Here is a 17,944-nt window from a genome sequence, read left to right as displayed (position 1 = left end):
ATCGTTGGCGGTGAACCTTCCCGATTCCGCCGCACCCTCATCCGGCGCTTCGCGCCACCTTCTCCCGGCGGGAGAAGGGAGAAGCCTTATCCCACGCTGCCTTCCAGCGACACTTCCAGCAGCTTCTTCGCCTCCACCGCGAACTCCATCGGCAGTTCCCGGAAGACCTGCTTGCAGAAGCCGTCGACGATCATCGACACCGCGTCCTCCTGGCTGATGCCACGCGCGCGGCAGTAGAACATCTGGTCGTCGCTGATCTTGGAGGTAGTGGCCTCGTGTTCCAGCGTCGCCGTCGGGTTCTTCACCTCGATGTAGGGGAAGGTGTGGGCGCCACACTTCTTGCCGATCAGCAGGCTGTCGCACTGGGTGTGGTTGCGCGCGCCGTCGGCGTTGCGGTCCACCTTCACCAGGCCACGGTAGGTGTTCTGGCCGCGGCCGGCACTGATGCCCTTGCTGACGATCTTGCTCTTGGTGCGCTTGCCCACGTGGATCATCTTGGTGCCGGTGTCGGCCTGCTGGCGATGGTGGGTGAGCGCCACCGAGTGGAATTCGCCGGTCGAGTCGTCGCCCAGCAGCACGCAGGACGGGTACTTCCAGGTGATTGCCGAACCGGTTTCCACCTGTGTCCAGGTCACTTTGCTGCGGTCGCCCCGGCATTCGGCGCGCTTGGTGACGAAGTTGTAGATGCCGCCACGGCCTTCCTCGTCGCCCGGGTACCAGTTCTGCACGGTGCTGTACTTGATCTCGGCGTCTTCCAGCGCGACCAGCTCGACTACGGCGGCGTGCAGCTGGTTCTCGTCGCGCATCGGCGCGGTGCAGCCTTCCAGGTACGAGACGTAGGCCTTGTCTTCGCAGATGATCAGCGTGCGCTCGAACTGGCCGGTGTGGCCGGCGTTGATGCGGAAGTAGGTGCTCAGTTCCATCGGGCAGCGGACGCCCTTGGGGATGAACACGAAGCTGCCATCGGAGAACACCGCCGAATTCAGTGCGGCGAAGTAGTTGTCGCCTACCGGCACCACGCTGCCCAGGTACTGTTTGACCAGCGCCGGATGTTCCTTGATGGCTTCGCTCATCGAGCAGAAGATCACGCCCTTCTCGGCCAGTTCCTTGCGGAAGGTGGTGCCGACGGACACGGAGTCGAACACCGCGTCCACCGCCACGCCGGCCAGCTTGGCGCGCTCGTGCAGCGGCACGCCGAGTTTGTCGTAGGTGTCCAGCAGTTCCTGCGGCACCTCATCCAGCGAGGCGTACTTGGCCTTCGGTGCGGAGTAGTAGCTGATCGCCTGGAAGTCGATCGGCGCGATCTTCAGCTTGGCCCAGTGCGGCACCGGCATGGTCAGCCAGTGGCGGTAGGCCGCCAGCCGCCACTCGGTCATCCACGCGGGTTCTTCCTTCTTCGCGGAGAGGGCGCGCACCACGTCCTCGCCGAGGCCGGGCGGCAGCGAATCGGATTCGATGTCGGTGATGAAGCCGGCGTCGTAGCGACGTCCCAGCTGTTCCAGGATTTCAGCGTTCTCGGTGGCCATCGGGCTGCCTACGGTTCAACGGGTCGCGACCCGCACGGCGATGGGGCGCCTGCGCGTGTCGTCGGAAGAGGAGGGGGGAGGGGTGATCATCTGGGCCAGGGTGAAGCCGCGCAGCGCGTCAGCCACCACGTCGTTGATCAGGCGCCAGTTGGCGCGCGCGCCGCACTGGTGGGCGATGCCGCACTGGCTTTCGCTCTGGCTGCATTCGGTCATGGCCAACGGACCTTCCATGGCCTCGACGATTTCCACCAGGCTGATGTCGGCCGCGTCGCGGCTCAGGCGGTAGCCGCCGTGGACGCCACGCAGGCCTTCCACCAGGCCGGCCTGCGCCAGCGGCTTGAGCACCTTGCTCACGGTGGGGGATTCCAAGCCGGAATGTTCGGCCAGGTCGGACGCACTCAGGACCTCGCCCGGCCGGGCGGCGAGCACGGTCAGGACCACGGTGGCGTAGTCGGTGAGCTTGGTGACGCGGAGCATGGGGAAGGGGATCCTTAAAACGTACCGAAATTGTACGCTTTTGTCCCTCGCGGCTCAAACCTGGAGGAATTCCCCCGTTCAGGCGTGCCGGCGCGGACTGACGAATGTCACCCGCGATGGCTGACGGCTGCGACTGATGCCGGGGGCGTCCGGTCAGGAAGATGGGCGGTGTCCACTCCCGGACGGCCTCTCTTCAAGGACAGTCGCCATGAACACGATCCACGGTCACCCCGAATCCGCTTCCTCCCGTCACGGCCTGGACCAGGGCTTCCTGTGGCGCGTGCTGCTGGCCATCGGCGGCGTCTATCTGGCGGTGAAGCTGTTCCGCGGGCTGGGCCAGCTGTTCTGGACGCTGTTCGGATTGGCCTTCGGTCTGTTCTGGATGGTCAGTGGCCGCGTGTTTCCCTGGTGAATGTGTCCATGGTGCAGGTTTTCATAGTGGAGCCCGCCAGCACCGTTCACTGGGCGGCGGCGGGCGGTGAGGGCGGTGCCGGCAGCACCATGCCGAAGTAGGGCGGCGGTGGCGTCCTGCCCGGCGGCAACGCCTCCGGCGCCGGCTGTCCTGCAGCGCCGAGGGCGTGCACGAAACGGTAGATCGCGCGGCGGTCCTCTTCACTCATGTCGCGCACGGCGAAGTCCGGCATGATCGGGCGGGTACGCAGGTTGGCGCTGTATTCCAGCCATTGCGCCTCGCTCAGCTGCTGCATGCGCAGGCGCAGGTTGCTGGCGTAGGTTGTGCCCCAGGGGCCGTGGAAACCCATCGGCGAGCCCACCAGCCATCCCGCCTTGTCGACCTTGCCGCCCGATTCGGCATAGCCCGGGGTGTGGCAATCGTTGCAGCCGGCGATGCGGACCAGGTATTCGCCGCGCGCGAGCAGATCGCCTCCCGTCGCTGAGGCGGACGCCGGCGGCAGGCTCGCGACGGCGCGTGGCCCGGCGGGTTGGCACGCGGCCAGGAACAACAGCGAGACGGGCATCAGCAGGGCACGGACAGGGCGCATGGCGAGGACAAATCGAAGGGAACCGGGCAAGGAACGCACCGCCCTGTGGGGACCGGCCATGTGTCGCGCGATGCCGTTCAGCGGCATGGAAGGTGGGAAACGCGGCGGCATTGGGCGAGAATCCCCCCTCCGCACTCCACTGCCTCCCTGGACACCGCATGCCCCGCAAGATCGAAGCCCGCCAATCCGACATCCATGGCAACGGCGTGTTCGCCATCGCCCCGATCGAGAAGGGCGAGCGCGTGGTGGAATACAAGGGCAAGCGCCGCACGCATGACGAAGTGGACGCCGACGACACCGGCGACGCGGATTCGGGCCATACGTTCCTGTTCACGCTCAACGATGATTACGTCATCGACGCGAACCACAAGGGCAACAAGGCGCGCTGGATCAACCACAGCTGCGACCCCAACTGCGAAGCCGTGATCGAAGAGCACGACGGCAAGAACCGCAAGAAGGACAAGGTCTTCATCGAGGCGATCCGCGCGATCAAGCCCGGCGAGGAACTGACCTACAACTACGGCATCACCCTGTCCGAACCGCACACCGCGCGCCTGAAGAAGATCTGGGCCTGCCGCTGCGGCAGCAAGAAGTGCACGGGCACGATGCTGCAACCCAAGAAGGGTCGCTGATCCCCATCAGGCACGGATGCCGCGGAAGGCCGAACGGTTGAAATGACCGAAGGCAGGTGTCGCGCGCGTGTCCCGCCGCTAACGTGCGCGCACCGGACCACCACCCAGCCTCCATGACCCTGCCACGACTGATCGGCCTGCTTGCCCTGGCCCTGCCCTGCGCCGCCGTCCATGCCGTCGAGATCGACGGCCGCGTCGATCCTGCCGAATGGCAGGGTGCCCGCCACGTCACCGACTTCCGCAAGACCCAGCCGCTGACCGGCGAGCCAGGTTCGTTGCCCACCGAGGCCTGGATACTGGCCACGCCGGACGGGCTGGCCATCGCGTTCCGCAACACGCACCCTGCCGGCGTGCCACGCACGCGGCAGAGGGTGCAGCGCGATTTCGACGAACAGGTCGACCGCGTCAACGCGTTCATCGATTTCGACGGGGATGGGCGCACCGGCTATGCATTCACCGTCAGCTCCACCGGGGGCATTGCCGACGAGGTCATCACCAACGAAAACCAGTTCAACAGCGACTGGGACGGCCAGTGGCGGCATGCCGTGGGCGAAGACGAACAGGGCTGGAGCGTCGAACTGCTGATCCCGTGGCATACCGCGCCGATGCGCGATGGCACCGACGGACAGCGCACGCTGAAAGTGTTCCTGGCGCGCGTGATCGGCGTGACCGGCGAGCGCATGGCCTGGCCGAGCGCCAGCTTCGAGCGCCCGCGCTTCATGTCCGATTTCGCGTCCGTCACCGTGCCGCGTTACGACCAGTCGCTGCTGGCGTTGACGCCGTATGTGTCGGGCCTGTACGACAACGTAGGCCGGCGCAGCGACTTCAACGGTGGTGCGGACGTGTTCTGGAAGCCCAACGGCCGCTTCCAGCTCACCGCCACGGTGAACCCGGACTTCGGCCAGGTGGAGGCGGACGACCTGGTGGTGAATTTCAGCGCCACCGAGACCTTCATCAGCGACAAGCGGCCGTTCTTCACCGAGAACCAGGGCATCTTCGAGCTGACCACGCCGTCGGACGACAGCCAGCAGCTGTATACGCGTCGCGTGGGCAGCACGGGCGACATCACGGCGGCGCTGAAGTTGAACGGCAGCCTGGGCAAGGCGAACTACGGCCTGTTCTCGGCCGACGAGGATGGCCAGTACGGAAGGAGCTTCCACGCGCTGCGCGTGGTGCGCGATTTCGAGAAGCAGAACCTCGGCGCGATGCTGACCCGCGTGGAGCAGGATGCCACCGACCGCGAGGCCACCGTGCTGGGCGTGGACCACAACTGGCGGCCGACAGCGCGCTGGAACATCCGCAGTCGCCTGCTGGGCAGCCGCATCGACCAGGCCGGGGATCGTGTGCAGGACCTCGGTGCGACGGTGTGGGCCGACTACGAAATGGACGACGGCTGGCGCCAGCAGTGGATCGCCATGCACTTCGGCAACGACCTGCAGATCAACGACTTCGGCTATCTCTCGCGCAACAGCACCAACTACCTGCACTGGGAAGTCCGCAAGCGGTTCACCGGGTTGCCCGATGCCTCGCGCTATTCCTCCAAGGACTGGCGCTGGCGGGTGAGCAGCAGCCACAACAACCACGGCGACAAGCTCAACGACCAGTTCCGGATGAGCCGCGAGGGCCAGCTGCGCAACGGCAGTTACGAATACGCCCAGATCAACGTCAACAGCGCGGGCCTGAGCGACCTGCTGCTGCGTGGCAACGGGGTGGTGCGGCTGCCGGCGAACTTCAATACGTACTTCGAGTTCGAGCGACCGCGAAAGGGCGACTGGGCGCACGAGACGGAGCTGGAAACCTTCACCGGCGGCCTGGCGGGCAACCGCAAGCTGGGTGCGGGTGCCGGGTACACCGCCACCTACTTCATCAGTGATGCCTTCAGCATCTACGCCGGCGGCTATGCGCTCTACACCCCCGATTGGCTGGTGTGGCAACGCGAGGATCTGGTGGGCGGCTTCAAGCGACGGCAGTTCGACCTCAGTGCCGGCCTGGACTGGGTGGTCGATGACCGCCACGAACTGCGGGTGAAAATGCAGGCCATCGCGCTGGACGCGCGCGTGCAGGATGCCTGGCGTTTCGATCCGCAGGGCTACGCGCTGGCGGCGACCGACACGGTGGAGGATTTCAGCGTGCGCAACCTGGGGTTCCAGGTGCGCTACCGCTACGAGCTGGCGCCGCTGTCGTACCTGTACGTGGTCTATGCCCGCGGTGGCTACGAGCAGCGCACCGGCACCGAAGGGGTGGAGGACCTGCTGCAGGACAGCTTCCGCCTGCGTGACGACGAGCAGCTGGTGGTGAAGCTGAGTTACCGCTTCGAGATCTGAGGGCGTCGTCTTCGGTTGGCGCGCAAGCCTCCAGGGCTTGCAGGCGCGTCTCCGGATCCTGCCCACGCACCTCCGTCAGGCCGGGCTCACGGCGTCCCGGACGGTGCCAGCCGTAACTCCACGTGGCCGTCGTTGATCCGCAGCGAGTCCGCGCCCAACGGACCGGGGGCCTGCGCCAGATCCTCTTCGGTGAGCGTGTAGAGCGGCCGGGTGCGGGCGTACTCGCCGATCAGCTCCTGCAGGACCTCACGCGATCCGCCGGGCAGGCCGCGACCGGCGGCGCCGGTGCCCAGGTGTTCGATCCGCGGATCCACAAGGTGCAGGCCGCGGGTGCCGGGGTCGTAGCGCAGTCCGCTGCTGACCACCACGTTGCCATTCTCCAGGCGCTCGCCCGTGGCCAGCGCGATGTCGTAGTCCATCTGCAGCGTCAACCGCTCACCGGTCGAGGGAATGCTGACACCGGGATCGCTGAGGGTGAGCGATGCGAAGCCCTCCAGCAGCGACTGTTCCATCGGGAAACCGGCGCGTGCCGCCGTTTGCAGCTGGGCGGCGTTGAAGCGCAGCACGTTGCCGGTATCGGCCAGGGCGATGGTGGACAGGGGCAGCAGCAGGGCGAGCAGGGCGACGCGCGAGAGCAGGTTCTTCATCGGAATCCCTTATTGCAGGTGGATGACCACGCGGCCGTCTTCGATCAACGTGCTGCCGATCCGCTTGCTGGCCGGCAGACGCCGCAAGGTGTCGCTGTCGATCCGGTAGACCGGTTCGGAGCGGGCGTATTCGGCCAGCACGGTGTTGACCAGCTGGCGCGTGCCGCCGGACATCAGTGAGCCGGAACCGGGCACGTCGACGGACAGGATCTCGGGGTTGTCCAGATGCAGGCCCTGGGTGGCGGGGTCGTAGCGCAGGCGACTGGCCAGTGTGAAGTGGCCGCGGCTGACATCGCGTGCGCCCAGCGCGCTCACCCCGATGTCGAAATCCAGGCGCAGGCGATCGTCGCCCGACGGAATGCTGAGACGCGGATTGGTGAGCGTGGCCGATACCAGCCCGCCCAGCTTGTCGAACTCGCGCGGGAAGCTGTGGTTGAGGTAACGCTGCAGCTGCGGCTGGGTGAAATTGATCTGGTTGCCCAGCAGGCCGGTGACCGTGTTGAGGGTCTCGCAGCCGGCAAGGGCAAGCGTGGCGGTCGCGGCGAGGGTCGCGACCAGGAAGCGTCGGCGTGTGCGCATGGAAAGCTCCGTGACGTGTCGGCGCACCTTAGCCGGGGCCGCCTGTCCGACGCCTAACCGGCCAGCGCCGGGTCCCGCATGAACTGGCGCTTGCGTTCCGGGGTGTAGTGCCACCACGGCAGCGGCGCGCTTCCCTGCATGAAGTGCACGGCAGCGATGAAGCAGTCGCACAGGCACGGATCGTGGCGCTGCCCGGTGGTTTCGTTCACACGCCGGTAGAGCACGTACGGGTCCTGGTGGGCAAGGTCCTGCGGCAGGGTGATACCGATGCCGCGCAGGTCCCCGGCAATGGAGGGCCCGATGTTGGGGATATCCTCGAGTACCAAGGCGTCATCGGCGTGGCGTGCTTTCATCGCCGCAGGCTAGCGCGGGATGGGCGGCATGTCAGCCCGCATCCCGGCCGCGCTCCTTGAGCGATGCGATGAACTCGCCCATGTGCGGGCGCAGTGGCGCGAACAGGTCGTCCGTGTCCTTGCGGTGGTCCAGCATCAGGCCGCTCAGCAGCTTGGTGCCGACCACCAGCGCGGCGCGCTCGTCGCCGCTGAGGCCGCGCTGGCGCTGGAGTTTCTCGAGGATGCGCATCCAGTCGTCATGACAGGCATGTTCGAACTCGATGGTGCAACGGCCGTTGCATTGCAGGCCATCGTCTTCGATGGGCGTGACGGTGATGCGGTAGCGGTGGGTGTTGTTGGGCATAGCGGCAGGCGCGGGACGCGCGATGGGGACCAGACCCAAGATAGGCCCGTGGCCGCGGTGGAACGAGGGGCGCCGTCGCGATGGACTGTTCTGCCGGACGGCGTCGTTCAGTCAACGCGGGCGCGTGTCCGCAGCAGCCTTGAACAGCGGCAGCGGATCGTAGGCGCCCTGCTCGCCATAGATGCCGTAGTGCAGGTGCGGCGGTGTGCCCTGCGCGTTGCCGGTCGTACCGACGTAACCCAGCACATCGCCGGGCTGGATCACTTGGCCGGTGGACAGGTCGTCGGCCCAGGCGTCCAGGTGGGCGTAGTAGTGGCGTTCGCGGCCGGGGCCGAGCACCCAGACCTGCTTTCCGCCGAGTCCGCCGTCGCGCACCGACACCACCAGGCCACGCGTGGCGCTGATGATGGGCGTACCACGCGCTGCGAAGATGTCCACGCCCTGATGGGTGCGATCGCTGCCGCGCGGGGCGCCGAACGTGTCCGCGATCTGCCGTGCACGCACGCCCTGCACGGGAACCGGGAGTTCGCTCGGCGATGTTGCACGCGAGATGTCCCACAGCATGCGCGCCGATGCCATGAACGGCCGGCCCCACGCCCAGGCGAGCAACGCGGCGAGCGCCACCAGCCACAACAGCAACCATGCGAGGCGTCGCAAACGGCGCGCGGCGGGTCGCATGGCGCCGGTCAGGGCAGCGGGGGCGGCTGCGGCTGCGAGAGCTGGCGTTCGAGCTGGGCTTTCAGGGGAGGGTCGAGCTTCAGTTGTTTCGCCAGCTCATCCAGGTAGGCGCGTTCCATGAAACTCTGCTCGTCGGCGACCATCAGGCTGGCGAGATACATTTCGGAGGCGATTTCCGGCGTGCTGGCCGAACGCGCCACCTCGACCGGGTCCAGAGGCTTCTCCAGTTCCGCATGCAGCCACTGCTGCAGTTCGCCATCGCTGTTGATGCGGGCGAACTCGCCCTCGATCACCTGGCGTTCGCGCGCATCGATGTGGCCATCCGCCTTTGCTGCGGCCACCAGCGCCTTCAGGATGGCCTGGCTGTGCAGTTCGGCCTGCGGCGGCGGCAGGCGATCCACGGTCTGCGGACCGGCACCGGCGGCGAATCCACCCTGTTGTTGCTTGTAGTCGCCGTAGGCGCGATACGCCATCACGCCGATCGCCGCCAGGCCGCCATAGGTGGCCAGCTTGCGCGTGGTCTTGTTCTTGCCCAGCAACAGGCCCAGCGCGCCGCCGGTGACCGCACCCTTGCCGAAGTCGGCGTTGAGCAGACTGCCGCCGTGGGAGGATTTCAGCAGATGGTCGAGGAAGCCCTGGATCTTCATGCGTTGCGTACCCGGTTGGAGGAAGGACAGCAACAGAGTTGCGGGCGGCGCCGGACGATCACAAGGGTGACCTATGGCACGCCGCGCCGTGGTCGCGCGCTGGATGATGTGCCGCAAAAGAAAACGGGACGGCATGGCCGTCCCGTTCGGGTGACGCGAGGTGCGCAGCGATCAGGCTGCGGCGTCCTTCAGCTTCTTCAGCGGACGGACCTTGACCTTCACCGAGGCGGGCTTGGCAGCAAACCACTGCTCTTCCTTGGTGAACGGGTTGATGCCCTTGCGCTTCGGCTTGGCCGGCACGTTGACGGCGCTGATCTTCAGCAGGCCCGGCAGGGTGAAGGAGCCGGCGCCCTTCTTGTTGACGGAAGCGTGCACGGCGCTTTCCAGCGAGGCCAGCACGGCGCGGACGTCCTTGGCGGCGATGGCGGTCGCTTCGGCGATGTGGGCGACGAGGCCCGACTTGCTCAGCGCTTCCTTGATCGGCTTCGGCGCGGCCGGCTTGGCGGCGGCCTTCGGTGCAGCTTTCTTGGCGGCCTTCTTCGGCGCGGCCTTCTTGGTGCTCTTTGCCATGTGTCCTGTCTCTACTGTCGAGTGGTTGGGTAATCGGGCCGATCGCATCGGCAAGCGAAATGTAGGGCAAAGAATTCGCGCCGCCAAGGGCAGGAAGGCCCCAAAACGCCTTTTTCTTCGGTTTTTTTTCGATTTTCTTTGGTCTGGCGCTCGCCGCGCGTCGGAAATGGCCGGATATGACGAGCAAACCGGACGGCCTGTGCGCACCGGAAGCGGCATCCATCGCGCCCCGCCGCGACCGGATGCCGCACCACAATGCACACTCACTCTTCCTCGGGCCTCGGCCGGTACGCCTCCACCAGCTTCTGCTGCACGTTGAGCGGCACGGGCTCGTAGTGGCTGAAATCCAGGCTGTATCGGCCCTGGCCTGCGGTCATCGACTTGAGTTCGGCCGCGTACCCCTCCAGTTCCGCCAGCGGCACCTGCGCCTTCACCACGATCTCGCCGCGCAGCGCATCCGTTCCATTGATGCGTGCCCGCTTGCCCGCCAGGCCGCCGGTGATGTCGCCCACCTGTGCTTCCGGCACGGCGACCTCCAGATCGACGACCGGTTCGAGGACCTGTGGCCGCGCCTTGGCGATGGCGTCGAGGAAGGCTTTCTTGCCGGCGGCCACGAAGGCGACTTCCTTGCTGTCCACCGCGTGGTGCTTGCCGTCGTGGACGATCACCCGGATGTCCTGCAGCGGATAGCCGGCCAGCGCGCCACTGCCGAGCACCTGGCGCACGCCTTTCTCCACGGCCGGCAGGAACTGTCCGGGAATGGTGCCGCCCTTGACCTCGTCGACGAACTCGAAGCCGCCGCCGCGCGGCAAGGGTTCGATGCGCAGGAAGACTTCGCCGAACTGCCCGGCGCCGCCGGTCTGCTTCTTGTGGCGATGGTGGCCTTCCGCTTTCGCGCTGACCGTCTCGCGGTAGGCGATGCGGGGTGGTCGCGTCTTCACTTCCACGCCGTGGCGTTCCTTCAGGCGCTCCAGCATCACCCGCAGGTGCAGGTCGGACAGGCCGCGGATGACGGTCTCGTTCAACTCCGGCTGGTGTTCGACCACGAATGCAGGATCTTCCTCGGCCAGTTTCTGCAGCGCCACCGACAGCTTCTGCTCCTGGCCCTTGCTGGCGGCCTCGATGGCCAGGCCGAACATCGGCTTGGGAAAATCGATCGGCGCCAGGTGGATGTGGTCTTCGTCGTGGCTGTCGTGCAGGACGGCGTCGAAGTGCAGATCGTCCACTTTCGCCACTGCGGCGATGTCGCCGGGAATGGCCTGGTCGACTTCCACGTGGTCCTTGCCCTTCAGCTTGAACAGGTGTCCGACCTTGAACGGCTTCTTGCCGTCGTCGACGAACAGCTGGGTGTCCTTCTTCAGCGTGCCCTGGTAGACACGGAAGACTCCCAGCTTGCCGACGAAGGGGTCGTTGACGATCTTGAAGACATCGGCGATGACATGTGCGCGCGCATCGGGCACGGCCTCGATGGGTTGCGGGCCGCTGCCGTTGAGCTTCACGAACGGGGGCGGGTTGGCTTCCGCGGGATTCGGAAACAGGCGCTCGGCCACGTCCAGCAGTTCCTTCACGCCCACGCCGGTGCGCGCGGAGGCGAAGCACACCGGCACCAGATGTCCTTCGCGCAGGCACTGCTCGAAGGCATCGTGCAGCTCCTCGCCCGACAGTCCGCCTTCGCCCAGGTCCAGGTAGTGCTCCATCACCGTCTCGTTGATCTCCACGACCTGGTCGATGATCTTCTGGTGCCAGTCGACGACGGGACCGAGATCGGAGTCGCCCTGGGCCTGGCCGTAGCAGTCGATCACCGCTTTGCCGCCATCCGCCGGCAGGTTGAGCGGCAGCAGTTCGGGGCCGAATTCCTCGCGCAACGCTGCAAGCACGCCGGCACAGTCGGCGCCTTCGTGGTCGATCTTGTTGATGACGATGGCGCGGCAGAGGTTGCGTTCGCGTGCGCGCTCCATCAACCGGCGCGTGCCGTGCGCGATGCCGGTATCGGCATCCACCACGACCAGCACGGTTTCCACGGCGGAGAATGCCGACAGGGCGGGCCCGCGGAATTCCGGGTAGCCGGGTGTGTCGATCAGGTTGACGTGCATGCCGCCGTGATCGGTGCTGGCGATGGCGGTGTCGATGGAATGCCCGCGCGCCTTTTCGATCGGGTCATGGTCGGACACGGTGGTGCCGCGCTCGATGGTGCCTGCCACCTGGAGGGCGCCGCCGGCATGCAGCAGGGCTTCGAACAAGGTTGTTTTGCCGGCGCCGGGGTGGCCCGCCAGGGCCACGTTGCGGATCTGTTGTGTGCTGTACGACATGAGGCCGTTCCTCCCGAGGGTTGGGGTCGAAGGGCCGTCATGGCTGTCCGGGCTGAGCGCATCCCGTGAGCGGTGTCGCTCGGCGGGCGGTCATGGCGGGCGGTCAGCATCGGTGCGGCTGCCGGAGGGGTCAAGTCGCACTGCGGAACGCGGCGTGAACATCAGCGGGTGTACGCTGCGCGTCCCTTACCCGAGGAGCACGACCATGGCTTTGAAGCGTTATGCGGATGCGGTGTGGAACGGTGACCTGCAGTCCGGCAAAGGCAGCCTGAGCACGCCGCAGAGCGGCTTGTTCGAGGCGCAGAACTATTCCTTCAAGACCCGCTTCGGCGACGAGAAGGGCACCAACCCGGAAGAACTGCTGGCGGTCGCCCATGCGGGCTGCTTCAGCATGGCGTTGTCGGCGGTGCTGGGAAAGGCCGGCTTCACGCCCGACAAGATCCAGACCCGTGCCGAGGCGACGATGGAGCCTGGCATGGATCCGGGCCCGACCGTCACCGGCATCAAGCTGACCGTATCGGCCAGCGTGCCGGGGATCAGCGCGGCGCAGTTCGAGGAGATCGCCCAGCAGGCGAAGGCGGGCTGCGTGATCTCGCGCGCACTGTCGGTGCCGGTGTCGCTGGAGGCCACGCTGCTTTGACGGCCGTGCGGGCTGCGCTGCTGGTGCATGGCGCCGGCGGCGGTGGCTGGGAATGGAACGTATGGCGTGGCGTGTTCGAGGCGGCGCGCCTCTGCGTGGAGGCGCCCGACCTTGAGCCGGTGCACGGCGGACTGGCCGCGACGCGCCTGGAGGACTACCAGGCCCAGGTCTGCGCCGCGCTCGCAGGCCTGCCTCGGCCACGCGCGCTGGTCGGGGCGAGCCTCGGCGGCCTGCTGGCCCTGGGCGCTGCAGCGGACGCGGATGCCGTGGTGCTGGTCAATCCGTTGCCGCCTGCGCCGTGGCACGCCGGATTGCCCGCGCGCGACTGGCCCCATGTGGTGCCGTGGCGGCGCGATGCCCGGCTCGCCGGCACGCGCAGGGCGTTGCCCGGGACGGATGAGGCCACCGCGCTGTTCGCCTTCCGGCATTGGCGCGACGAATCCGGCGCGGTCCTGCGCGCGGCGCAGGGCGGTGTCGCACGGGCGCGTCCCGCGTGCCCGATGTTGTGCGTGGTGTCGCGACACGACGAAGACGTACCGCCGGAGACAGCCCGCGCCATGGCCGATGCCTGGGGCGCGGAAACATTGCAAACGCTTTCGGATTCGCACGTCGGGCCGCTGCTCGGGCGTGAGGCTGCCGGCATCGCCGCGCAAGCTGTCGAATGGCTAAACCGTGCATCGCCCGCCGCCTGAGTTCAGCCATGTTTCACCCGTCGCGCCCGAGCATGCCGGCACGCCACCCCGGCGTGGGGAGTACCCGACATGAAGCGTCTATCCGCCACCGTGCTGGCCATCGGCCTGCTGACCACGGGCATGGCGTCCGCGCAATCCTCGCGCTACTACGGCACCGAAGACCGTGACGGCGAGCAGCCCTATTACGACTATGCCCGCGTAGTCCGGGTGGATCCCGTCATCGACAGTGGGTACCGAAGCACCGGCGGTGGTGAACGATGCTATTACCGCGACGCCGACGACGTGTATGCGCGCGATGTCCGTCGCGACGATGTATACGACAGCGGTGACTACCGTGACGTCTATGGACAGGACCGCTATGGCGACGACCGTCGCTACCCTGCCGGCGGCAACGGCTCGGGCCGCACGGTGGCCACGGTGATCGGCGGCATTGCCGGCGCGGTGCTCGGCAGCAAGGTGGGGGACGGCAGTGGCCGCTACGTCGGTACCGCCGTCGGTTCGATGGTCGGTGGCATGGCGGGCCGTTCCATCTACGACAGCGCCCAGCGCGATCGCCAGGTGCAGCGCGGCCGGGTACGGGTCTGCGATCCGGTACCGGTGAGCGACGGGCGCTACGGTGACGATTACTACGGCGACGGACGCGTCAACGGTTACGACGTGACCTACGAGTACGCCAACCGCACCTACCGGACGCGCACGGACCATCATCCCGGCGACCGCATCCGCATCCGCGTGGATGTCCGCCCCGAATGAGCGTGCAGGCGTGTCCGCTCAGCGGATGCCTCGCCCGGCAACGCAAATCAGTCGAAAACCGGAGGGGCCGCAAGGCCCCTCTTCCGTATCCGGGTTGCCGCAGTGCGCGCGAGACCGCATAGTCCGGCCGGTCACCAAACGGGGAGCGGGGCATGCGGCGTCTGGCATTGGGAATCGGATGTGTCCTGGCGCTGGCAGGTGCCGCGCAGGCGCAGGTGCAGGTATTGACGGCGACGCGCGTGCATACCTCCGATCCGGACCGCCCTGTTGTTGAGGCGCTGGCATGGGACGCCACGGGCCGCGTCCTGGCGGTGGGCGATGCCAAGGCGTTGCTCGCGCGGTATCCCGATGCGAAGCGCATCGATGCGGTCGGCAAGACCGTCATCCCCGGCCTGATCGACGCGCACGGCCATGTGATGGGGCTGGGCTATGCGCTGATGCGTGTCGATCTGGTCGATGCACGCGACAAGGCCGAGGTGATCGCGCGCCTGCGCGCGTACGAGAAACAGCTTCCACCCAACGCATGGCTGCTTGGCAGCGGCTGGGACCAGAACGACTGGCCGGAGAAGGCATTCCCGACAGCCGCCGACCTGGATGCGGCCTTCCCCGAGCGTCCCGTCTGGCTCGAGCGCGTGGATGGCCATGCCGGCTGGGCGAACAGCGCGGCGCTGCGCGCGGCGGCGACCAAGGCGGTGCGTCCGCTGGAAGGCGACTGGCAGCCGGACGGTGGGCGCATCGAGCGCATCGAGGGCAAGCCGAGCGGGGTGTTCGTGGATGCCGCGATGTCACTGGTCCACGCCGTCGTCCCCGCGCCCGATACCGCCTACCGCCGCCAGGCATTGGAGAAGGCGTTGCAGGCCGCAGTGCGCAATGGCCTGACCGGTGTGCACGACATGGGTGTGTCGCGCGAGGACCTGGCGCTGATGGTGCAGTTCGCCGATGAACAACGCCTGCCGCTGCGCATCGACGCGTATGCGGATGGGGATGGCGCCGCGCTTGCAGATCTTTGCGCGCGCGGCCCGTACGGCCATGCGGGTGGCCGACTGCAGATGCGCGGCGTGAAACTGTATGCCGATGGCGCGCTGGGCAGCCGCGGCGCTGCGTTGCTGGAGGACTACAGCGACGATCCAGGCAATCGCGGCCTGCTGGTGACCGAACCCGGCGCGCTGGAAGCCGCGATGCGCAAGGCGCATGGCTGTGGCGTGCAGGTGGCCACGCATGCGATCGGTGACCGTGGCAATCGCCTGGTGCTGGATGCCTACCAGCGCGTACTGGGTGGCACGGCGAAGACGGACCATCGCTGGCGCATCGAGCATGCGCAGGTCGTTGCGCCGGAGGAGTTCCCGCGCTTCGCCGAGCTTGGCGTGATCGCTTCGATGCAGCCCACGCACGCCACCTCCGACATGCCATGGGCGCAGGACCGGTTGGGTCCGGTACGCATCGCGGGCGCCTATGCGTGGCAGCGCATGCAGGCCAACGGCGTGAAGCTGGCGCTGGGTTCGGATTTTCCGGTGGAATCGGTTGACCCGCGGCGGGGTCTGCATGCGGCGGTGACACGGCAGGATGCGCACGGTCATCCTGCGGGCGGCTGGAGGGCGGCCGAACGCCTGAGTGCTGCGGAGGCGTTGCGGGGTTTCACCGCCGATGCCGCCTGGGCCGCGCATGACGAGCGCGACGTCGGGCGGCTCGCGCCGGGATTCCGCGCGGACTTCGTGGTGCTGGACGAAGATCCGCTCGCGGTGCCGGGTGAGCAGCTGGATGACCTGCATGCGCGTTCGACGTGGGTCGATGGCAAACCGGTCTACGAAGTGAAGTAGACCGGCTTTCCTGTAGGAGCGACGTCAGTCGCGACCGCACGGCCAGAGTGGTTACAGATGCGCGGGTCGGGCGCGTTACTCCATTTCCGGGATTTCCTGCATGCCTCAGGCCATGCGGTCGCGACTGACGTCGCTCCTACGGGAGGTCGTGATCGCTACCAGTCGATGTGACCCGTCACGATGGTGCGCACGTGGCCGCCGGACCAGACGTCACCGGCCTCGTCCACGCGCAATTGCAGGCGGGCGTCGTAGCCGACTTCGCGGCCCTGGCTGACGATGTACCGTCCGTTGCGACCCGGCAATGCGTCGCGTGATGTCAGCCAGGCGGCCAGGGTCGCGTTGGCGGCGCCCGAGGCCGCATCCTCGAATGCGGCTGGCGCGCCCACGAAGGCGCGCACGGCGAGGTCATAGCCCTGGCGTTGCGCGCGCGCGTAGGCGCACACTCCCATGCTGTCGGTGGCGGTTGCCAGCGCGCTGATCGCGGTCCAGTCCGGCGCGGCGGCACGCAGCGCCGCCTCGTCACGGACTTCGGCCAGCCACCAGCGGCGTCCACCATCCATCAGGGCGGGAGGCAATCGGCCCGCAGGCAGGTTCGCGATGGCCGCTCGCAGTACCTCGTCGCCGTGCGTGTCCCCTGTTTTCACCACGTGGGCACGGGGCGTGCGTACCGCGATGGTGCGGCCGGCAGCATCGTCTTCGACACGCAGCGGCAGCAGGCCGGCCACGCCCTCCTGCACCAGCAGGCCATCGATGGGCGTCGCCAGTCCGGCATCGAGCACGACATGCGCCGTGCCCACGCTCGGGTGGCCGGCGAATGGCACCTCGCGGCGCGGGCTGAACATGCGTACGGCGTAGCTCGCCCCCGGTTGCGTGGGCGCGAACACGAAGGTTGTTTCCGGCAAGCGTGTCCAGCGGGCAATGGCCTGCATGGCTGCATCGTCCAGTCCGGCGGCATCGAGCACGACGGCCAGGGGATTGCCGGCGCCAGGGCGGTCGGCGAACACGTCCAGCTGGACGTAACGGCGAGAAGTCATGTCAGGGTTTCGCGTGGGGGCCGCGCAGCTTACCAAGTCACCTGGCCATCGATGACCAACTGCACCTGACCGCCGATCCAGACATGGCTCTCGTCGTCCACCTGCACCCGGACGCGGCCGTCTCGCCCCAGTTCGCGGCCCTGGCTGGCCAGATAGCATCCAGAGTCGCCGGGCAACGCGCCTGCGGCGTGCAGCGCGGCGGCAATGCAGGCGTTGACACTGCCGGTCACGGGGTCTTCCGGAATGTTGTCGGCAGGGCAGAACGCGCGCACGGCGAGGTGGTGGTCGCTGCCGGGTGGCGTCCGGCCGAACACGGACAGGCCCACCGCGCCCGTGGCCGTGGTCAATGCGGCGATGGCGGCGAGATCGGGCACCAGGTGTCGCACGGCTGCGGCGTCCTCCAACTCCACGAGCCACCAGGAAGGTCCGTTGTTCCACAGCCCGGGGCGGACGCCCGCAATCGGGAGTGATGAAAGGACGGCATCCAGGGCAGGGAGCGGCGGCGTCTCGACCAGATGCGCCTGCGGCGTCCTCAGTTGAATCGTGGGTTGAGGGCCGCTGTCGTCGATCCGGACGGGCAACAACCCCGCGGCGCATTCCTGCACCAGGCGGTCGGATGCGGTGACCAGGCCGGCCTGCAGCGCGACCCATGCCGCACCCACACTGGGGTGACCGGCGAACGGGAGTTCCTGCCGGGGGGTGAAGATGCGGATGCGGTAACTGGCGCCGGGCGTCGTCGGCGGCAGGAAGAAGATGGTCTCGGACAGATTCGTCCAGGCCGCGAACGCCTGCATGCGGGAGGTGGCCCAGTCGGCCGCATCCAGCACCACACCCAGCGGGTTGCCGCCGCCAGGACGGTCGGCGAACACGTCGACCTGCAGGTAGCGGTGGGAGGTTCGTTGCATGCGGTACGGTCCGGTCC

At 67.5% G+C, this 17,944-nt stretch carries 20 protein-coding genes; 7 read left to right on the top strand and 13 right to left on the bottom strand.

Translation table 11 applies throughout. The annotated features are described in order from the left end of the window. Positions 1 to 86: 86 nt before the first annotated feature. Together sufB and WBN46_RS04250 are read right to left on the bottom strand one after the other, a co-directional pair. Positions 87 to 1,526, bottom strand: coding sequence for a Fe-S cluster assembly protein SufB (sufB, locus tag WBN46_RS04255; RefSeq protein ID WP_337730422.1), 1,440 nt, complete (start codon positions 1,524 to 1,526; stop codon positions 87 to 89). Between the two features lie 15 nt (positions 1,527 to 1,541). Continuing rightward, a complete protein-coding gene (locus tag WBN46_RS04250; protein ID WP_337730421.1) occupies positions 1,542 to 2,003 on the bottom strand; it encodes an SUF system Fe-S cluster assembly regulator in 462 nt (153 codons plus the stop codon). Positions 2,004 to 2,211: 208 nt separating this feature from the next. Between WBN46_RS04250 and WBN46_RS04245 the strand changes: the two genes are divergently transcribed. Next, positions 2,212 to 2,415: a hypothetical protein gene (locus WBN46_RS04245; RefSeq protein WP_192200405.1), complete on the top strand. Its 204-nt coding sequence runs from the start codon at positions 2,212 to 2,214 to the stop codon at positions 2,413 to 2,415. 46 nt (positions 2,416 to 2,461) lie between these two features. On the opposite strand, the gene WBN46_RS04240 is transcribed toward WBN46_RS04245, so the two are convergent. Continuing rightward, positions 2,462 to 3,004, bottom strand: a complete 543-nt coding sequence (locus WBN46_RS04240) for a cytochrome C (RefSeq protein WP_337730420.1) — start codon at positions 3,002 to 3,004, stop codon at positions 2,462 to 2,464. A gap of 158 nt (positions 3,005 to 3,162) precedes the next feature. Between WBN46_RS04240 and WBN46_RS04235 the strand changes: the two genes are divergently transcribed. After that, positions 3,163 to 3,636 (top strand): SET domain-containing protein-lysine N-methyltransferase, encoded by a 474-nt coding sequence (locus WBN46_RS04235; protein WP_192200407.1) that lies wholly within the window; start codon positions 3,163 to 3,165, stop codon positions 3,634 to 3,636. Positions 3,637 to 3,749: 113 nt separating this feature from the next. Further along, positions 3,750 to 5,960, top strand: coding sequence for a DUF5916 domain-containing protein (locus tag WBN46_RS04230; protein ID WP_337730419.1), 2,211 nt, complete (start codon positions 3,750 to 3,752; stop codon positions 5,958 to 5,960). An 86-nt stretch (positions 5,961 to 6,046) separates the two neighbouring features. Here the strand turns inward: WBN46_RS04230 and WBN46_RS04225 are convergent, their stop codons facing one another. From WBN46_RS04225 to fusA, 8 genes are all read right to left on the bottom strand, one after another. After that, positions 6,047 to 6,607: a hypothetical protein gene (locus tag WBN46_RS04225; RefSeq protein ID WP_337730418.1), complete on the bottom strand. Its 561-nt coding sequence runs from the start codon at positions 6,605 to 6,607 to the stop codon at positions 6,047 to 6,049. Between the two features lie 9 nt (positions 6,608 to 6,616). Continuing rightward, positions 6,617 to 7,186 (bottom strand): DUF1439 domain-containing protein, encoded by a 570-nt coding sequence (locus tag WBN46_RS04220; RefSeq protein ID WP_337730417.1) that lies wholly within the window; start codon positions 7,184 to 7,186, stop codon positions 6,617 to 6,619. Between the two features lie 53 nt (positions 7,187 to 7,239). Continuing rightward, entirely contained in the window at positions 7,240 to 7,539 is a 300-nt protein-coding gene (locus WBN46_RS04215; protein ID WP_337730416.1) for a helix-hairpin-helix domain-containing protein, read from the bottom strand. A gap of 31 nt (positions 7,540 to 7,570) precedes the next feature. After that, positions 7,571 to 7,882 carry a DUF3861 domain-containing protein gene (locus WBN46_RS04210; protein WP_192200412.1) on the bottom strand — a complete coding sequence of 104 codons (312 nt, stop codon included), beginning with the start codon at positions 7,880 to 7,882 and terminating at the stop codon, positions 7,571 to 7,573. 111 nt (positions 7,883 to 7,993) lie between these two features. Continuing rightward, entirely contained in the window at positions 7,994 to 8,560 is a 567-nt protein-coding gene (locus WBN46_RS04205) for a M23 family metallopeptidase (protein WP_337730415.1), read from the bottom strand. An 8-nt stretch (positions 8,561 to 8,568) separates the two neighbouring features. Further along, the gene (locus tag WBN46_RS04200; protein WP_337730414.1) at positions 8,569 to 9,207 is read right to left on the bottom strand and encodes a tellurite resistance TerB family protein; all 639 of its coding nucleotides are present in this window, start codon (positions 9,205 to 9,207) and stop codon (positions 8,569 to 8,571) included. Between the two features lie 171 nt (positions 9,208 to 9,378). Next, a complete protein-coding gene (locus WBN46_RS04195) occupies positions 9,379 to 9,777 on the bottom strand; it encodes an HU family DNA-binding protein (protein WP_142123653.1) in 399 nt (132 codons plus the stop codon). Positions 9,778 to 10,040: 263 nt separating this feature from the next. After that, positions 10,041 to 12,086, bottom strand: a complete 2,046-nt coding sequence (gene fusA, locus WBN46_RS04190; protein WP_337730413.1) for an elongation factor G — start codon at positions 12,084 to 12,086, stop codon at positions 10,041 to 10,043. Between the two features lie 205 nt (positions 12,087 to 12,291). Between fusA and WBN46_RS04185 the strand changes: the two genes are divergently transcribed. From WBN46_RS04185 to WBN46_RS04170, 4 genes are all read left to right on the top strand, one after another. Next, complete coding sequence (locus tag WBN46_RS04185; RefSeq protein WP_185741982.1) at positions 12,292 to 12,726, top strand: OsmC family protein; 435 nt, start codon at positions 12,292 to 12,294, stop codon at positions 12,724 to 12,726. Between the two features lie 5 nt (positions 12,727 to 12,731). Further along, positions 12,732 to 13,418 carry an alpha/beta fold hydrolase gene (locus WBN46_RS04180; RefSeq protein ID WP_337730412.1) on the top strand — a complete coding sequence of 229 codons (687 nt, stop codon included), beginning with the start codon at positions 12,732 to 12,734 and terminating at the stop codon, positions 13,416 to 13,418. A 69-nt stretch (positions 13,419 to 13,487) separates the two neighbouring features. Beyond that, positions 13,488 to 14,171: a glycine zipper 2TM domain-containing protein gene (locus WBN46_RS04175; protein ID WP_337730411.1), complete on the top strand. Its 684-nt coding sequence runs from the start codon at positions 13,488 to 13,490 to the stop codon at positions 14,169 to 14,171. Positions 14,172 to 14,323: 152 nt separating this feature from the next. Further along, positions 14,324 to 15,988: an amidohydrolase family protein gene (locus WBN46_RS04170; protein ID WP_337730410.1), complete on the top strand. Its 1,665-nt coding sequence runs from the start codon at positions 14,324 to 14,326 to the stop codon at positions 15,986 to 15,988. 155 nt (positions 15,989 to 16,143) lie between these two features. Here WBN46_RS04170 and WBN46_RS04165 read toward each other — a convergent pair whose 3' ends face one another. Together WBN46_RS04165 and WBN46_RS04160 are read right to left on the bottom strand one after the other, a co-directional pair. Beyond that, a complete protein-coding gene (locus WBN46_RS04165) occupies positions 16,144 to 17,022 on the bottom strand; it encodes a PhzF family phenazine biosynthesis protein (protein WP_337730409.1) in 879 nt (292 codons plus the stop codon). A 29-nt stretch (positions 17,023 to 17,051) separates the two neighbouring features. Continuing rightward, complete coding sequence (locus WBN46_RS04160; protein ID WP_337730408.1) at positions 17,052 to 17,927, bottom strand: PhzF family phenazine biosynthesis protein; 876 nt, start codon at positions 17,925 to 17,927, stop codon at positions 17,052 to 17,054. Positions 17,928 to 17,944: the final 17 nt, after the last annotated feature.

Origin of the sequence: Pseudoxanthomonas sp. CCNWLW251 (assembly GCF_037402255.1) — a bacterium.
GTDB lineage: Bacteria > Pseudomonadota > Gammaproteobacteria > Xanthomonadales > Xanthomonadaceae > Pseudoxanthomonas_A.
Note: the sequence above shows the minus strand (reverse complement) of the source record. Positions and strands in the feature narration are given on the sequence as shown.

Coding starts and splice junctions, on each gene's coding strand:
- sufB (WP_337730422.1), bottom strand. CDS start 1,526: ATGGCCACCGAGAACGCTGAAATCCTGGAACAGCTGGGACGTCGCTAC.
- WBN46_RS04250 (WP_337730421.1), bottom strand. CDS start 2,003: ATGCTCCGCGTCACCAAGCTCACCGACTACGCCACCGTGGTCCTGACC.
- WBN46_RS04245 (WP_192200405.1), top strand. CDS start 2,212: ATGAACACGATCCACGGTCACCCCGAATCCGCTTCCTCCCGTCACGGC.
- WBN46_RS04240 (WP_337730420.1), bottom strand. CDS start 3,004: ATGCGCCCTGTCCGTGCCCTGCTGATGCCCGTCTCGCTGTTGTTCCTG.
- WBN46_RS04235 (WP_192200407.1), top strand. CDS start 3,163: ATGCCCCGCAAGATCGAAGCCCGCCAATCCGACATCCATGGCAACGGC.
- WBN46_RS04230 (WP_337730419.1), top strand. CDS start 3,750: ATGACCCTGCCACGACTGATCGGCCTGCTTGCCCTGGCCCTGCCCTGC.
- WBN46_RS04225 (WP_337730418.1), bottom strand. CDS start 6,607: ATGAAGAACCTGCTCTCGCGCGTCGCCCTGCTCGCCCTGCTGCTGCCC.
- WBN46_RS04220 (WP_337730417.1), bottom strand. CDS start 7,186: ATGCGCACACGCCGACGCTTCCTGGTCGCGACCCTCGCCGCGACCGCC.
- WBN46_RS04215 (WP_337730416.1), bottom strand. CDS start 7,539: ATGAAAGCACGCCACGCCGATGACGCCTTGGTACTCGAGGATATCCCC.
- WBN46_RS04210 (WP_192200412.1), bottom strand. CDS start 7,882: ATGCCCAACAACACCCACCGCTACCGCATCACCGTCACGCCCATCGAA.
- WBN46_RS04205 (WP_337730415.1), bottom strand. CDS start 8,560: ATGCGACCCGCCGCGCGCCGTTTGCGACGCCTCGCATGGTTGCTGTTG.
- WBN46_RS04200 (WP_337730414.1), bottom strand. CDS start 9,207: ATGAAGATCCAGGGCTTCCTCGACCATCTGCTGAAATCCTCCCACGGC.
- WBN46_RS04195 (WP_142123653.1), bottom strand. CDS start 9,777: ATGGCAAAGAGCACCAAGAAGGCCGCGCCGAAGAAGGCCGCCAAGAAA.
- fusA (WP_337730413.1), bottom strand. CDS start 12,086: ATGTCGTACAGCACACAACAGATCCGCAACGTGGCCCTGGCGGGCCAC.
- WBN46_RS04185 (WP_185741982.1), top strand. CDS start 12,292: ATGGCTTTGAAGCGTTATGCGGATGCGGTGTGGAACGGTGACCTGCAG.
- WBN46_RS04175 (WP_337730411.1), top strand. CDS start 13,488: ATGAAGCGTCTATCCGCCACCGTGCTGGCCATCGGCCTGCTGACCACG.
- WBN46_RS04170 (WP_337730410.1), top strand. CDS start 14,324: ATGCGGCGTCTGGCATTGGGAATCGGATGTGTCCTGGCGCTGGCAGGT.
- WBN46_RS04165 (WP_337730409.1), bottom strand. CDS start 17,022: ATGACTTCTCGCCGTTACGTCCAGCTGGACGTGTTCGCCGACCGCCCT.
- WBN46_RS04160 (WP_337730408.1), bottom strand. CDS start 17,927: ATGCAACGAACCTCCCACCGCTACCTGCAGGTCGACGTGTTCGCCGAC.